The sequence below is a fragment of the Sphingobium sp. KCTC 72723 genome (assembly GCF_014280435.1).
In the GTDB taxonomy this organism is placed as follows: domain Bacteria; phylum Pseudomonadota; class Alphaproteobacteria; order Sphingomonadales; family Sphingomonadaceae; genus Sphingobium.
Genome location: NZ_CP060388.1, coordinates 909,379 through 923,486 on the forward strand (window position 1 = coordinate 909,379; position 14,108 = coordinate 923,486).

At 62.4% G+C, this 14,108-nt stretch carries 14 protein-coding genes; 12 read left to right on the top strand and 2 right to left on the bottom strand.

From position 1 onward, the window contains the following. Positions 1-3 precede the first annotated feature (3 nt). From tmk to SPBM01_RS04635, 12 genes are all read left to right on the top strand, one after another. On the top strand, positions 4-636 hold the full coding sequence (tmk, locus tag SPBM01_RS04580; RefSeq protein ID WP_188065550.1) for a dTMP kinase: 633 nt from the start codon (positions 4-6) through the stop codon (positions 634-636). Continuing rightward, positions 633-1,598 carry a DNA polymerase III subunit delta' gene (locus SPBM01_RS04585; RefSeq protein ID WP_188064212.1) on the top strand — a complete coding sequence of 322 codons (966 nt, stop codon included), beginning with the start codon at positions 633-635 and terminating at the stop codon, positions 1,596-1,598. The genes tmk and SPBM01_RS04585 overlap by 4 nt, the downstream gene beginning before the upstream one ends. Before the next feature lie 54 nt (positions 1,599-1,652). Further along, complete coding sequence (metG, locus tag SPBM01_RS04590) at positions 1,653-3,215, top strand: methionine--tRNA ligase (RefSeq protein ID WP_188064213.1); 1,563 nt, start codon at positions 1,653-1,655, stop codon at positions 3,213-3,215. Between the two features lie 5 nt (positions 3,216-3,220). Beyond that, positions 3,221-3,994, top strand: a complete 774-nt coding sequence (locus tag SPBM01_RS04595) for a TatD family hydrolase (RefSeq protein ID WP_188064214.1) — start codon at positions 3,221-3,223, stop codon at positions 3,992-3,994. Beyond that, positions 3,991-4,785, top strand: a complete 795-nt coding sequence (locus SPBM01_RS04600; RefSeq protein ID WP_188064215.1) for an MBL fold metallo-hydrolase — start codon at positions 3,991-3,993, stop codon at positions 4,783-4,785. Before SPBM01_RS04595 ends, SPBM01_RS04600 begins: the two co-directional genes overlap by 4 nt. Further along, on the top strand, positions 4,782-5,402 hold the full coding sequence (locus SPBM01_RS04605) for a TIGR02281 family clan AA aspartic protease (protein WP_188064216.1): 621 nt from the start codon (positions 4,782-4,784) through the stop codon (positions 5,400-5,402). The genes SPBM01_RS04600 and SPBM01_RS04605 overlap by 4 nt, the downstream gene beginning before the upstream one ends. Beyond that, on the top strand, positions 5,399-6,694 hold the full coding sequence (locus SPBM01_RS04610) for an MFS transporter (RefSeq protein ID WP_188064217.1): 1,296 nt from the start codon (positions 5,399-5,401) through the stop codon (positions 6,692-6,694). The genes SPBM01_RS04605 and SPBM01_RS04610 overlap by 4 nt, the downstream gene beginning before the upstream one ends. Positions 6,695-6,836: 142 nt before the next feature. Then, entirely contained in the window at positions 6,837-8,246 is a 1,410-nt protein-coding gene (locus SPBM01_RS04615; RefSeq protein WP_188062578.1) for an ISNCY family transposase, read from the top strand. Between the two features lie 291 nt (positions 8,247-8,537). Then, positions 8,538-9,932, top strand: a complete 1,395-nt coding sequence (locus SPBM01_RS04620; RefSeq protein WP_188062959.1) for an ISNCY family transposase — start codon at positions 8,538-8,540, stop codon at positions 9,930-9,932. A gap of 242 nt (positions 9,933-10,174) precedes the next feature. After that, a complete protein-coding gene (gene mazG / locus SPBM01_RS04625; protein WP_188064218.1) occupies positions 10,175-10,954 on the top strand; it encodes a nucleoside triphosphate pyrophosphohydrolase in 780 nt (259 codons plus the stop codon). Next, positions 10,951-11,430: a GNAT family N-acetyltransferase gene (locus SPBM01_RS04630; protein ID WP_262504324.1), complete on the top strand. Its 480-nt coding sequence runs from the start codon at positions 10,951-10,953 to the stop codon at positions 11,428-11,430. The genes mazG and SPBM01_RS04630 overlap by 4 nt, the downstream gene beginning before the upstream one ends. A 297-nt stretch (positions 11,431-11,727) precedes the next feature. Continuing rightward, the gene (locus SPBM01_RS04635) at positions 11,728-12,090 is read left to right on the top strand and encodes a tetratricopeptide repeat protein (RefSeq protein ID WP_262504325.1); all 363 of its coding nucleotides are present in this window, start codon (positions 11,728-11,730) and stop codon (positions 12,088-12,090) included. 12 nt (positions 12,091-12,102) lie between these two features. Here SPBM01_RS04635 and hflX read toward each other — a convergent pair whose 3' ends face one another. After that, positions 12,103-13,437, bottom strand: coding sequence for a GTPase HflX (gene hflX, locus SPBM01_RS04640; RefSeq protein WP_188064220.1), 1,335 nt, complete (start codon positions 13,435-13,437; stop codon positions 12,103-12,105). A 65-nt stretch (positions 13,438-13,502) separates the two neighbouring features. Further along, positions 13,503-13,988, bottom strand: coding sequence for an RNA chaperone Hfq (gene hfq, locus SPBM01_RS04645; RefSeq protein WP_188064221.1), 486 nt, complete (start codon positions 13,986-13,988; stop codon positions 13,503-13,505). Positions 13,989-14,108: the final 120 nt, after the last annotated feature.

The window sequence follows — 14,108 nt, forward strand, 5'->3', positions numbered from 1 at the left end:
TCTTTGCCGGACTTTGTTGGGCGGTTCATTACGCTGGAAGGCGGGGAGGGCGCAGGAAAATCCACGCAGCTTCGCGCGCTCGCGACCGTTCTGCGCGCGCACGGGATCGAAGTGGTGGAAACGCGCGAGCCGGGCGGGAGCGAAGGGGCGGAAGCTATCCGTGCGCTGCTGCTGACGGGTGGGCAGGATCGCTGGAGTCCCCGCGCCGAAGCGCTGCTGTTCGCGGCGGCGCGCGCGGATCATGTCGAAAAGACTATCCGCCCTGCTCTGGCGCGCGGCGCGTGGGTGCTGTCCGATCGTTTTCTGGACTCCAGTCGTGCCTATCAGGGGCAGGGCGCGCTGACCGATGCCGACATCGTGATGCTGCACCGCATCGGCAGCAACGGCTTCCTGCCCGACCGGACCCTGTTCCTGACGCTGCCCGAAACCGAAGCGGAAAATCGCACGCGCGCGCGGGATGGCGATGCGACCGACCGGATCGGCGGACGCGACCGCGACTTTCATCGCACGGTGGCCGACGCCTTTGCACGATTTGCAGCGCAGGAGCCTGAACGGGTGCGCGCCATCGATGCGTCCGGCGCGGCGGCTGACATCACTGACCGGCTGATGGCTGCGCTGGCCGACCTGCTGCCATGACCATGCCGATCGGCCATGATGTTCAGGCCCGTATGTTGGTTGCCGCCGCAGCGAGCGGGCGGATGCACCATGGCTGGATATTGGCCGGTCCCAAAGGCATTGGCAAAGGCGGATTTGCCCGTGCGCTGGCGCTGCGCCTGCTGGCCGATGCCGCAGGACCGCCTGTGGACGATGACGGCCTGGCCGTGCCGGAAAACCACCCGGTTCGCCGCCTGATCGAGGCATCGGCCCATCCCGATTATGCGCAACTTGCGCCGTTGGAAAAGGATGGCGTCACTGCCCGCAACATCAGCGTCGATCAGGTGCGCGGGCTTGGTCGGCTGCTGCATTCGGCCCCTTCGCTCTCATCTCGCCGGATCGTGGTGATAGACGCCGCCGACGATCTGGAACGGGGCGCGGCCAACGCGCTGCTCAAGACGCTGGAGGAACCGCCGACGGACATGGTCTTCCTGCTGGTCAGCCATGCGCCCGGCCGATTGCTTCCCACCATCCGCTCCCGTTGCCGCACCCTACGCTTCGATCCGCTGGAGGATGCGGCCATGCGTCAGGTTTTGCGTGCCACCGATGAAACATTGTCGCCCGCTGAAATCGACGCACTGGTCCGGGCGGGGGAGGGTTCTCCGGGCCGGGCCTTGCGCTATGCCGGGCTGAACCTGGTCGAACTGGAAAGCGCGCTCGTTTCGATCTCCATCGACGGGGATCCGGGCAATCGCCAGCGGCTGGCACTGGCCAAATCCCTGGCGCTCAAATCGGCACGCCCCCGTTATGAGGCGTTTCTGGAACGCGCGCCCGCCTTCATCGCCAACGCCGCACGCACGCGCAGCGGCGCAGCATTGGGTGGCGCACTCGACCATTGGGAAGCGGCGCGGCATCTGGCGGGTGGGGCCATCATTCTGTCACTTGATCCAGCGTCGGTCGTGTTCGAACTTGGGGGGCATGTGGCCGCACTGGCCCGGTCGTGAAATTGTAGCGCTGGGATGTTCCCTATGGCTGGAAATCGCTCTAGGGAAGGGCGCATGTCCAAGCCCTACACCATCACCACCGCCATCTCCTACCCCAACGGTCGTCCCCATATCGGCCATGCTTATGAAGTGATCGCGACCGATGCGATTGCCCGGTTCCATCGGATGCTGGGCCGCGACGTGTTTTTTCAGACCGGCACTGACGAACATGGGTTGAAGATGGTGCAGGCCGCGCGCGGTCGCGACATGGAACCGCGCGCGCTGGCCGACGAAATGTCGGGCTATTTCCGGTCGATGAACGAAACGCTGAATATCAGCCATGACCGCTTCATCCGCACCAGCGAAACCGCGCATCACAGCGCCAGCCAGGCGATCTGGCAGGCGATGGAGGCGAATGGCGACCTTTATCTGGATCGCTACGAAGGCTGGTATTCGGTCCGCGACGAAGCCTTTTACGATGAAAAGGAACTGGTCGGCGGGGAAGGCGGGGAAAAACTCTCGCCGCAGGGAACGCCAGTGGAATGGACGGTCGAGGAAAGCTGGTTCTTCCGCCTGTCCGCCTATCAGGACCGTCTGCTGGCACTCTACGAAAGCCAGCCCGATTTCATTCGCCCCGACAGCCGCCGCAACGAAATCATGCGTTTTGTCGAAGGCGGCCTGTCGGACCTCAGCATTTCACGCACCAGCTTCGACTGGGGGGTCAAGGTGCCGGGGTCGGACGGCCATGTCATGTATGTCTGGGTCGATGCGCTGACCAATTATCTGACCGGCTGCGGCTATCCCGACGATGCGGACCGGATGGCGCGATATTGGGCGGAAGGCGGCGACATCACGCATATAATCGGCAAAGACATTGTGCGTTTTCATACCGTTTACTGGCCCGCTTTCCTGATGAGCGCGAAGCTGCCCTTGCCCAAACAGATATTCGGCCACGGTTTCCTGCTCAACCGGGGCGAAAAAATGTCCAAGTCGGTTGGCAATGTCGCCGACCCGATCGCACTGGCGGAACGATTCGGCGTCGATCAATTGCGCTATTTCCTGCTGTCCGAAGTCATGTTCGGCAATGACGGCAGCTATAGCGCCGAAGCGATCGTGGCGCGGGCGAACAGCGACCTTGCCAACAGTTTCGGCAATCTGGCGCAGCGGACATTGAGCTTCATTGCGAAAAATCTGGAAGGCCGCTTGCCGCAACCCGCGCCGCAGGACGTCGATAGCGACCTGCTGGCCACCATCGCCGAAGCCGCCGCCACATTCCAGACCGCCATGGCCGACCTCGCCCCCTCTGTCGCGATCGAGGCATGGATGCGCGCCGTCTTCGCCTGCAACGCCTATATCGACGTGCAGGCGCCCTGGGCGCTGCGCAAAACTGATCCCGCGCGGATGGAAGCGGTGCTGGCAACCCTGTATGAAGCGATCGCCAGCCTTGCCATCATGATCCAGCCCGTCATTCCGGGCAGCGCCACCGCCTTGCTCGACCATATGGGCGTGGCGGCGGAAGGCCGCACCTACACGCTCATCGGCTCCGGCTGGTACGCCGCCCTGCGCGCCACCGGCTTCACGCTGAGCGCGCCCAAGCCGCTATTCCCCCGCCTCGAACTCACCGAAGCGGACGGATAATCGCCATGCTGATCGACAGCCATTGCCACCTCAATTACAAGGGGTTGATAGAGGATCAGGCCAATGTGCTGGACCGCGCCCGTGCGTCCGGCGTCGGCCTGATGCTCAACATCGCCACCCGCGAAAGCGAGTGGGACGATGTGCTGGCCACCGCCATCCGCGAACCGGATGTCTGGGCGACGGTTGGCATCCACCCGCATGAAGCCGACGAACATCCCCATATCGACACGGCCAAGCTGGTCGATCGCGCCGCCCATCCGCGTGTCGTGGGCATCGGCGAAACTGGCCTCGACTATTATTACGACCATAGCGACCGTGAGCGGCAGCAGGGCAGCTTTCGCTCCCACATCGTTGCGTCGCGGGAAACCGGCCTGCCGCTGATCGTCCACACCCGCGATGCGGAAGAGGATACGCTGGCGATCATGCGGGACGAGATGGGGAAGGGCGCTTATACCGGCGTCATCCACTGCTTCACCGCCAGCGGCGCCTTTGCCGACGCGGCGATGGACCTTGGCTTCTACATCAGTATATCGGGCATCGTGACGTTCAAGAGCGCGAAGGATTTGCAGGAAACGGCGGCGCGACTGCCGCTCGACCGTCTGCTGGTCGAAACGGACTCGCCCTTCCTCGCGCCGGTGCCGCACCGTGGCCGCCCGTGCGAACCGGCCTTCGTCGCGGACACCGCGCGGTTTCTGGCGAACCTGCGCGGCGAGAGGCTGGAGGATTTGGCGGCGGCCACGTCTGCCAATTTCCGCGCGCTGTTCACTAAGGCCGCATGAGCCTGATCCTCACCATATTGGGATGCGGCACATCGTCGGGCGTGCCACGGATCGGCAATGACTGGGGCGCGTGCGACCCGGCCGAACCGAAGAACCGGCGCACCCGCGTATCCATATTGGTACAAAGCCCGACCACCTGCATATTGGTGGACACATCTCCCGACATGCGCGCGCAGTTGCTGGCGGCGGACGTCATCGACATCGACGCGATCCTGTGGACGCACGACCATGCCGATCACAGCCATGGCATCGACGATGTGCGCCAGATATTCCACCACCGCCGCACGCCCGTGCCGGGCTATGGCCGGGCGCAGACGATGCGGCTGCTGGGCGAACGCTTCGCCTATGTGTTCCACGGGCGCAACGGCTATCCGCCGACTGTCGATGCGCATATCCTGCCCGATGGGCTGCGCATCGGTGACATCGACATTGCCTGCGTCGATCAGCCCCATGGCGACATCTGGTCGACGGGTTTCCGCTTCAGCCATGGTGACCGTTCGGTCGGCTATGCCACCGATTTTCACGACCTGACGCCTGACATGCTGGCGCTGTATGACGGGCTGGACGTGTGGGTGGTGGATGCCCTGCGCGAAAAGCCGCATCCCACTCACCCGCATCTGGCGTTGACGCTCGACGGCATCGTCGCGACCCGCCCCGACCGCGCCATCCTGATCCACATGGACCAGAGTATGGATTATGCCACGCTGCGCGATACTTTGCCCGATGGGGTGGAGCCGGGCTATGACGGCATGACGGTGCAACTGGCAACAGTGGAGCAGGGGGCGGTATGAATGGCGGCGATCAGGCGGCATCGACCATCTGGTATGTGCTGGCGATCATATTTGTGGCGTCCTCGCTCATCGGACGGCGGATGGCCTGGGGCGGATTATGGCGCATGGCCTTGTTGTGGGTCGCGATCTTCGCCGCGCTGCTGGGTCTGTTCAAACTGGCGCAGGATCAGGGATTTCTGACTGGCCGCTGGGCGCAGCGACCCGTGGAGCAGGGGGACGCGCCGCCGCTCCCTCCCGCCCGTGCCGAGGGGCAGGCGTTGCGCATCCCGGTTGCGCCGGACGGGCATTATTGGGTCGAAGGAACGATCAACGGCACCAGCGCCCGCTTCCTGATCGATAGCGGCGCGACCGTCACGGCATTGTCGGACCAGACGGCGCGGGCGGCGGGCCTCAACTATGACGTTGGCGCGCCCGGTATCGTCATGACGACCGCCAATGGCAAAATAGAGGCACGGCGCTCCAGTATCGCCAGCCTGGCCATCGGGCCGATCAACGCCAGCGACCTGCCCGTCGTCGTGTCGCCGGCCTTTGGAGAGGTGAATGTGATTGGCATGAACATGTTATCGCGCCTGAAAAGCTGGGGCGTGCAGGGTGGCGAAATGATATTGACGCCATGACCGCACACATCGCTCCACCGACCCAGCGCGATCGGTTGAAAGCCATTATCGGCGGGTCCACCGGCAATCTGGTCGAATGGTATGACTGGTATGCCTATGCCGCCTTCACTCTCTATTTCGCGCCGCATTTCTTCCCCAGTCAGGATCGCACGGCCCAATTGCTGAACGCGGCGGGCATTTTTGCGGTCGGATTTCTGATGCGGCCGATAGGTGCCTGGTTGATGGGCGTCTATGCCGACCGGAACGGACGCAAGAGCGGGCTGACGCTGTCGGTGGCGCTGATGTGCGCCGGGTCGCTGCTGATTGCGGTGACGCCGGGATATGAAACGATCGGCGTCGCCGCACCGCTGCTGCTGGTGCTGGCGCGCTTGATGCAGGGGCTGTCGATCGGCGGCGAATATGGCGCAAGCGCCACCTATCTGTCGGAAATGGCGGGCAAGAGCCGCCGGGGTTTCTTCTCCAGTTTTCAATATGTCACGCTGATCGCCGGGCAATTGGTGGCCATCTGCGTGCTGTTGACGTTGCAGGCGGTGCTGAGCGAGGCGCAACTGGATGCCTGGGGGTGGCGGATACCCTTCTTCATCGGCGGGGCGCTGGCGGTGGTAGTATTCTGGTTGCGGCGCGGACTGGCGGAAACGCAGAGCTTTGCGGTGGCGAAAGCGGCCGGTGCGCCCAAGTCCGGCTTTGTCGAACTGATCACGAGGCATCCGCGTGAAACGGTAACAGTCATGCTGCTGACCGCTGGCGGCACGATCGCCTTCTATGCTTATTCGATCTACATGCAGAAATTCCTGGTCAACACATCGGGCCTCAGCCGGCAAACTGCGTCGCAAATCAATGCAGTGACGCTGTTCCTGTTCATGCTGTTGCAACCGGTAGCGGGCGCCTTGTCGGACCGGATCGGGCGCAAGCCGCTGATGATCGGCTTCGGCGTGATGGGCGTGCTTTGCACCTATCCGATTTTCGCCACGCTGGCCGTGACGAAAGACCCGCTGGTCGCCGGGCTGCTGGTGATGGTCGGTCTGGTCATCGTGACGGGCTATACGTCGATCAATGCCGTGGTGAAGGCCGAACTGTTTCCCGCGCATATCCGGGCGCTGGGTGTCGCGTTGCCTTATGCGCTCGCCAATACGCTGTTTGGCGGAACGGCGGAATTTGTGGCGCTGTGGTTCAAGCAGGCGGGCATGGAGCAGGTATTCTATATTTATGTCACGGTGATGATCGCCATATCGCTGACCGTCTATGTACGGATGCGCGATACCGCAAAGCACAGCATGATCGAGGAAGATTGAGCGTGCGATAGGCTTTTATTTAACATAATATATATTATCGAACAAAATGAATGTAGCAGCAACGTTCAAATGTCACAGTTGCGCAAAGTAGAGATGTCTCACTTGGGCTACCGTGCCCTCCGGCTGTTCGGAGGTATTGAGCATGGCGGTGTTGCGTATGAGTACCGAGGAGCTTTCGCGGGTCGAGACGCTGATGCATGTGGTTTCAGGTCGCATGACCGTCACCCAGGCCGCAAGGCTGATGAGCGTCAGCCGCCGCCACGCCCATCGACTGCTGACCCGTTACCTTGACGATGGATCATCCGGGCTTTTGTCGCGCCGCCGTGGTCGACCAAGTAACCGGCGCTTGGATGATGCCATCAGAGATCAGATTGTCGCACTGGTTCGGACCCATTATCATGATTTTGGGCCTACATTGGCTGCGGAGTATTTGGCCGAACGGCATGATCTCCGGATCTCGCGTGAGAAGCTGCGGCAGATGATGATCGAGGCCGGGATTTGGAAGGATCGTCAGGCTCGCCGTCCTCGCCCCTATCAGCCGCGCTACCGCCGGGATTGTCGGGGCGAACTGATCCAGATCGACGGCTCAAAACATTGGTGGTTCGAAGACCGCGGCCCGCAATGCACATTGCTGGTCTATATCGACGACGCGACCAGCGAACTGATGCACCTCAGGATGGTCGAGAGCGAGAGCACCTTCGCTTACATGGAGGCGACCCGCGCGTATATCGAACGGCACGGCAAGCCGGTGGCCTTTTATTCCGACAAGCACAGTGTTTTCCGGAACGCGCGGGCCAGCGCCGCGCGTGGCGACGGGATGACGCATTTTGGCCGTGCGCTGGATGCTCTGAACATCGAGATCATCTGCGCCAACTCGCCACAGGCCAAGGGCCGCGTCGAGCGGGCCAACGCCACCTTGCAGGATCGCCTGGTGAAAGCGATGCGACTGGAGGGTATCTCGTCGATCGCGGACGCAAACGCTTTCCTCGACAGTTATATGGGCAGGCACAACGAGCGGTTTGCCCGCCCTGCCTTCGATGTCCGCGATCTGCACCGCCCGCTTGCCCCGCATGACGATCTGCGCTCGATCATGGTCTGGCGGGAGCAGCGAACGGTGACGGCAGCGCTGACGCTGCACTACAACAAGGCGATGTTCATCCTGGAGCCGAACGATGTCAGCGAAAAGCTGGCGCGCAAGCGGGTGACGGTCTGCGAATATCCCGACGGTCGACTGGAGATCGAGCATGAGGGCCATGTCCTGCCCTATCGTCAGTTCGACAAGATGCGGCAGGTGAACCAGCCTGCCATTGTCGAGAACAAGCATCTGGACGCAGCGTTGCTGCTGGCCCGGCAGATGCAGGCGATTATGCCGCATCACCGTAAGCGCAACAACGACGCCCCTGCCCGCCGTGACCAACCCATGCATCTGTTCCCCGAGCCAGACCCGCCACCAAAGATCGACCGCCGCAAACTGGGTGGGTCAAAGCTCAAGCGCGGCCCAAGGCTGAGCGATGCAGAGTTGCGCGAACGCCGCACGCTCGGCTTCGTGTAGAGGACATGACCGGGCCCACTGCAGGGCAGCGGGTCCATGGGTCCGCTACCCCAAGGTCAGCGCATCAGCAGGGTCTGCGCTGCGCTGTATCGATGGCTCCACGCAGCCCCTGCTGTTCCCCAACCTGTGACATTTCTATATGGCACAGATTGTGACTTCTCTATTTAGCAGGAACAATGAATGTAAGCGCAAAGTAGAAATGTCCCATCCCGCAAAATAGAGATGTCCCATTGCAATGGGTGGTCGCGGTCCGTGGTGGCATGGTCATCCTCTGCTGTGGAGGATGCGCTTATGACGGTGGTGGCCATGAACCGTGGCGAGCTTTCGCGGTATGATACGCTGCTTCGGGTGACGCGCCGCGAACTGCGGGTCGAAGATGCGGCGACGCTTCTGGGATTGACGCGTCGTCAGGTCGGCCGATTGCTCCTTCGTTTGCGGGCCGAGGGCCCCGAAGGTCTTGTTTCCCGGCGGCGTGGTCGCCCCAGCAACCGGCGTCACAGCGACGCCTTTCGTCAGCGGGTCATTGCCTTGGTGCGTGAGCACTACGCCGATTTCGGACCGACCCTGGCGACCGAGTATCTGGCCGAGCGGCACCAGATCACCATTTCGCACGAGACGCTGCGCAAACTGATGATTGAAGCTGGTCTGTGGAAGGATCGCGATGCTCGTCGCCCGCGACCCTATCAGCCCCGCTACCGCCGCGATTGTCGCGGCGAGCTGATCCAGGTCGATGGCTCGAAGCACTGGTGGTTCGAGAATCGCGGACCGCAGTGCACGCTGCTGGTTTTCATCGACGATGCGACCAGCGAGCTGATGCACCTCAGGATGGTCGAGAGCGAGAACACGTTCGCCTACATGGATGCAATGACCGCTTATATCGAGGCACACGGCAAGCCGGTGGCGATCTACTCGGACAAGCACGGCGTGTTTCGGAACAACACAGCCTCGGCCAAGGGCGATGGCATGACGCACTTCGGCCGGGCGCTGGAAGCGCTCAACATTGAGATCATTTGCGCCAACTCGCCGCAGGCCAAGGGCCGGGTCGAGCGCGCCAACGGGACGTTGCAAGACCGCCTGGTCAAGGCGATGCGGCTCGATGGCATATCGACGATTGCCGAGGCCAACGCCTTCCTGCCGGGCTATATGGCGCGCCACAACCAGCGGTTCGCCAAGGCGCCGTTCGATCCGCGCGATGTGCATCGCCCCCTTGCCCCGCATGACGATCTCAAGGCCGAGATGGTCTGGCGCGAGCAGCGTACGGTGACGCAGGCGCTGACGCTGCATTACAACAAGGCGCTGATCATCCTCGAACCTACGCAGGTCAGCCGACCGCTGGCGGGCAAGCGGGTCGATGTCTGCGAGTATCCTGACGGCCGGCTCGAGATACGTCACGAGGAACACGTCCTGCCCTACCGGGTGTTCGACAAGATCCGGCAGGTAAATCAGGCGGCGATAGTTGAGAACAAGCATCTCGATGCGGCGCTGGCGATGGCCAAGGCGATGCAAGAGATGTTGCCGCCGAGGAAGCGCAACAACAACGAGCCGTGCCGAAGATCCCAGGGCGCACACATGTTCCCGCCCCCGCAGCCGCAGGAAGGCGCACCGGTCAAGCGCAAGCGGGGCCGTCCCCCCCTTCCCCGGCTCAGCCCGATCGAAGCTGCGCAGCGTTTGCTCGAGCCCGTGTGACGGAGCCCACTGCAGAGCAGCGGGTCCGGGGCTCTGCCATCGCCAGATCAGCGCACCAGCAGGGGCTACGCTGCACAAGCTGGAAGGGTTCCGCGCAGCCCCTGCTGCATCAGGCAGTGACATTTCTATCTGGCGGAAATAGGGACTTTTCTAATTAGCAGGAACAATGAAGGATGATCTGGCCATCAATAGGGTCAGCCTCTATCCCCCGTTTAACAGCCACTTCATCGACCAAGGTGCCTATGTCCCAAGCCAGTCCAGCCGACATCATGCCGCTTGCCACCGTGATGGCGCAGTTGCGCGATCCTCTTACGGGCTGCCCGTGGGACATCGAGCAGGATTTCGCCAGCATCGCGCCCTACACGATCGAGGAAGCCTATGAGGTGGCCGACGCGATCGAGCGCAACGACATGGCGGCCCTGCGCGACGAATTGGGCGACCTGCTGCTTCAGGTCGCATTCCACAGCCGGATTGCCGAACAGGCCGGGCATTTCGGTTTGCAGGACGTGATCGACGCCATCACGCAGAAAATGATCCGTCGCCATCCGCATGTCTTTGGAAAAGGCGCACGGCGTGAAGATGGCCATGCCCAATGGGAAACGATCAAGGCCGCCGAGCGCGCCGAAAAGGAGCCGGATCCCAGCGCCCTTGCCGGCGTAGCGATCACCCTGCCCGCGTTGCTGCGGGCCGAGAAGTTGCAGAATCGCGCAGCAAGGACCGGCTTCGACTGGCCCGATATGGTCGGCGTGACGGCCAAGATCATCGAGGAACTGGACGAGGTGGAGCGCGCCGCGACCCAGGCAGAGCGCGAGGAGGAAGTGGGCGACCTGCTGTTCGCCGTGGTCAACCTCGCACGGCATCTGAACGTCGACCCGGAAGCGGCTTTGCGTGCGGGCAACAGCAAGTTCGACCGGCGGTTCCGCGCAATGGAGCATATCGCCGGAAACGGCTTTGCCGCCCTTCCGCTCGATGACAAGGAAGCACTGTGGCAGCGGGCCAAGGACATGGAAAAGAAGGCGTGATTCGCCCGGTCGCTCCGGCCGACCATGATGCCATATGGGCAATATTGGAGCCAGTGATCCGTGCAGGCGAAACGCTTGCCACGCCGCGCGACATGGCGCGGGAGGCGGCCCTCGCCCTCTGGTTGTCGCCAGACCGGACGGTGCGCGTGCTGGAAGCGGACGGCGCGGTCATGGGAATATTCTATGTCCGCGCGAACCAGATCGGCGGCGGGGCGCATGTCGCCAATGCCGGCTATGTTGTGGCGGACGACGCCACCGGGCGCGGATTCGCCCGGCGCATGTGCGCAGCCTCGATGGATCTGGCGCGAGAATTGGGCTTTCGCGCGATGCAGTTCAACTTTGTGATATCGACCAACGAACGAGCCGTCGCCTTATGGCAGGCCATGGGTTTTGCCGTGGTCGGGCGATTGCCCGGTGCGTTCGCCCACCCTTCTGGTGAAGTTGTCGACGCGCTGGTGATGTTTCGGAATTTGTAGGCCAAAGGCTTCATCCATTTCCAGACATGATCCAGACAAGGTTCGGACTTGAAACCTATATTTGACAAGTGCCTGCAAACGTCATAATTTTCTTCCACTGTCACGGAGGAACATGCGATGCGTTTGACTATCCTTCTCCCGCTCATTTTCGCCGTTGCGATGCCTGCCCAAGCCCAACAGAATGGGACAGGCATTTCAGGAATCCATTTCGGCACAGGCAATGTGTCTACCATCGGTCCCGTGACTGGCTTTGGTCCTGACAATTTCGGCGCTGGTGGTGGAGACGCATATCAAGCCATGCGTCAGGCACAGCGGCTGATTGCGTCGGGCGATTATGTCCAGGCGGACAGTGTGTTGGCGACCCTGATCGGCAGGACGGAAAATCGACAGGCCCGTTTTCTGAAAGGGGTCACGAAATTGGGATTGGGCGACCAAGCTTCGGCCCGCCGCTATTTCGAACAAAGCATGTATCGGGGGCGCAATGGTAATCCCGGTGCGATGTCGGGGCTGGCTATCGCGGAAATCCGGCTGGGTAATGTCAGCGCCGCCCGCAATATACTGGGGAAATTGCGCTATCAGCAGGAAAAGTGCGGGCATGGTTGCGACCGTGCCAATGCGCTGGAACAGGCTGTCGGCGTAGTTGAAAAAGCGCTGGCGTAACGCCCAGCAGCGCTATCCCTTCGCGCGCTTGCCAAAGCGCGCAAAGGCGGCGTCGGACAGACGCACTTCGATCCGGGTTTCGTCGCCCTGCGGATCGGTGGTCAGGACTTCGCCATGTTCGTGGAGCCAGGCGAGCGCTGCGCCGTCGCCCGCCGATACGCGCAGGCCATAGACTTTCGCGCCTGCGGTCATCTTCACGCTGATCGCGCGCTGAAGGTCCGGCACACCAGCGCCGGTCAGTGCGGACAGGATGACCACATCGTCCCGGCGCGACGCGGTTTCCCGTGCCAGCGCTTCGGCTTCCGGGTCGAGCAGGTCGAGCTTGTTCCACGCTTCGATAATCGGCGGAGCGTCCGGCTCCCCTTCCCCGCGATCGGCCGCGCCTTCGCCCGCGACGCCCAGTTCGCTCAGCACGTCCAGCACGTCGTCACGCTGTGCGTCACTGTCAGGATGGGCGATGTCGCGAACATGGATGATGAGGTCGGCGGACAGCACTTCTTCCAGCGTGGCACGGAACGCCGCGATCAACTGCGTGGGCAGGTCCGACACGAAACCGACTGTGTCGGACAGGATCGCCTTGTCCAGGCCCGGCAGCACAATCTGGCGCATGGTCGGGTCGAGCGTGGCGAACAGTAAATCTTCCGCCATGACGTCCGCCCCGGTCAGGCGATTGAACAACGTGGATTTCCCCGCATTGGTGTAGCCGACCAGCGCAATCACCGGCCATGGCGCGCGTTGCCGCCGGGCGCGGTGCAGGCCACGGGTGCGCGTGACCTGATCCAGTTCCTTGCGGATTTTGGCCATGCGGTCGCGGATCATGCGCCTGTCGGCTTCGATCTGGGTTTCGCCCGGACCGCCCAAAAAGCCAAAGCCGCCCCGCTGCCGTTCCAGATGGGTCCAACTGCGCACCAGCCGCCCCGCCTGATAATCGAGATGGGCGAGTTCGACCTGAAGCCGACCCTCGTTAGTCGCAGCCCGTTCACCAAAGATTTCGAGGATAAGCCCGGTGCGGTCGATCACTTTCGCCCCGACGGCCTTTTCCAGATTGCTTTGCTGGACCGGCGACAGGGCATTGTCGACGATGACCAGTTCGGCTTCTTCCTGCACCACCAGCGTGGCGATCTGCTCCACCTGACCGCTGCCGAACAAAGTCGCAGGCTTGCGGTCGCGGACGCGAAAGGCTTGGGCGGCGCGCACGTCAATACCGATGGCGAGGGCAAGGCCGCCCGCCTCTTCCAGCCTTGCGTCGCTGTCGCGGCGATCTAGCCCGTGGGTTTCGGCATGGACGACGATGGCGCGCGCGCCGCGCGCCACTTCGTCATCGGAGTCGCGGTTGAATATGGCCATGGGTGGTTAGAGCATCTGCCGGTCGTCCGGTCCACCTGTCGGCGGACCGGACGGAACGGGGATGATCAATCGTCCTGTTCATTCTCGCCCGACAAGTCGAGCGAATGGAGCGGCTGAACCGTCGAGATAGCGTGCTTGTAGACCAACTGGACCATGCCGTCGCGTTCCAGCAACATGCAGAACAGATCGAAAGCCGCGATTTCGCCCTGAAGCATCACACCGTTGACCAGAAACATCGTAACCGGGCTGCCCGATTTACGCACGGCCGACAGGAAAATTTCCTGCAACAATCTGGCCTTGCCGCTGTTGCTGTCGCTGACCTTGCGCAGGTCGGTCAGGTCCATCGACTGGGCGGGCATGACCGTGGAAATGGCGTGCTTGTACACAAGCTGCGACTGGCCATCGCGGCGCAGCAGCACGGAAAAATTGTCGAACCAGGTAATGATGCCTTGCAGCTTCACGCCCTTGACCAGGAACATGGTCACCGGGGTCTTGCTCTTGCGCAGGCTGTTCAGGAAGATGTCCTGAAGATTGTTCACTTTGTCGGCCATGGTCGATGCCGGTCCTTATTCTTGGCGGGACGTTACCCGCTCTTGCACCCCTGGGCAGGATGTCTTGCCTGCCCCCGCGTGTCGGGAGCAGGCCATTCGTATCGCAATTGCGAAGGGGCG

Coding starts and splice junctions, on each gene's coding strand:
- SPBM01_RS04585 (WP_188064212.1), top strand. CDS start 633: ATGACCATGCCGATCGGCCATGATGTTCAGGCCCGTATGTTGGTTGCC.
- metG (WP_188064213.1), top strand. CDS start 1,653: ATGTCCAAGCCCTACACCATCACCACCGCCATCTCCTACCCCAACGGT.
- SPBM01_RS04595 (WP_188064214.1), top strand. CDS start 3,221: ATGCTGATCGACAGCCATTGCCACCTCAATTACAAGGGGTTGATAGAG.
- SPBM01_RS04600 (WP_188064215.1), top strand. CDS start 3,991: ATGAGCCTGATCCTCACCATATTGGGATGCGGCACATCGTCGGGCGTG.
- SPBM01_RS04605 (WP_188064216.1), top strand. CDS start 4,782: ATGAATGGCGGCGATCAGGCGGCATCGACCATCTGGTATGTGCTGGCG.
- SPBM01_RS04610 (WP_188064217.1), top strand. CDS start 5,399: ATGACCGCACACATCGCTCCACCGACCCAGCGCGATCGGTTGAAAGCC.
- SPBM01_RS04615 (WP_188062578.1), top strand. CDS start 6,837: ATGGCGGTGTTGCGTATGAGTACCGAGGAGCTTTCGCGGGTCGAGACG.
- SPBM01_RS04620 (WP_188062959.1), top strand. CDS start 8,538: ATGACGGTGGTGGCCATGAACCGTGGCGAGCTTTCGCGGTATGATACG.
- mazG (WP_188064218.1), top strand. CDS start 10,175: ATGTCCCAAGCCAGTCCAGCCGACATCATGCCGCTTGCCACCGTGATG.
- SPBM01_RS04635 (WP_262504325.1), top strand. CDS start 11,728: ATGCGTCAGGCACAGCGGCTGATTGCGTCGGGCGATTATGTCCAGGCG.
- hflX (WP_188064220.1), bottom strand. CDS start 13,437: ATGGCCATATTCAACCGCGACTCCGATGACGAAGTGGCGCGCGGCGCG.
- hfq (WP_188064221.1), bottom strand. CDS start 13,988: ATGGCCGACAAAGTGAACAATCTTCAGGACATCTTCCTGAACAGCCTG.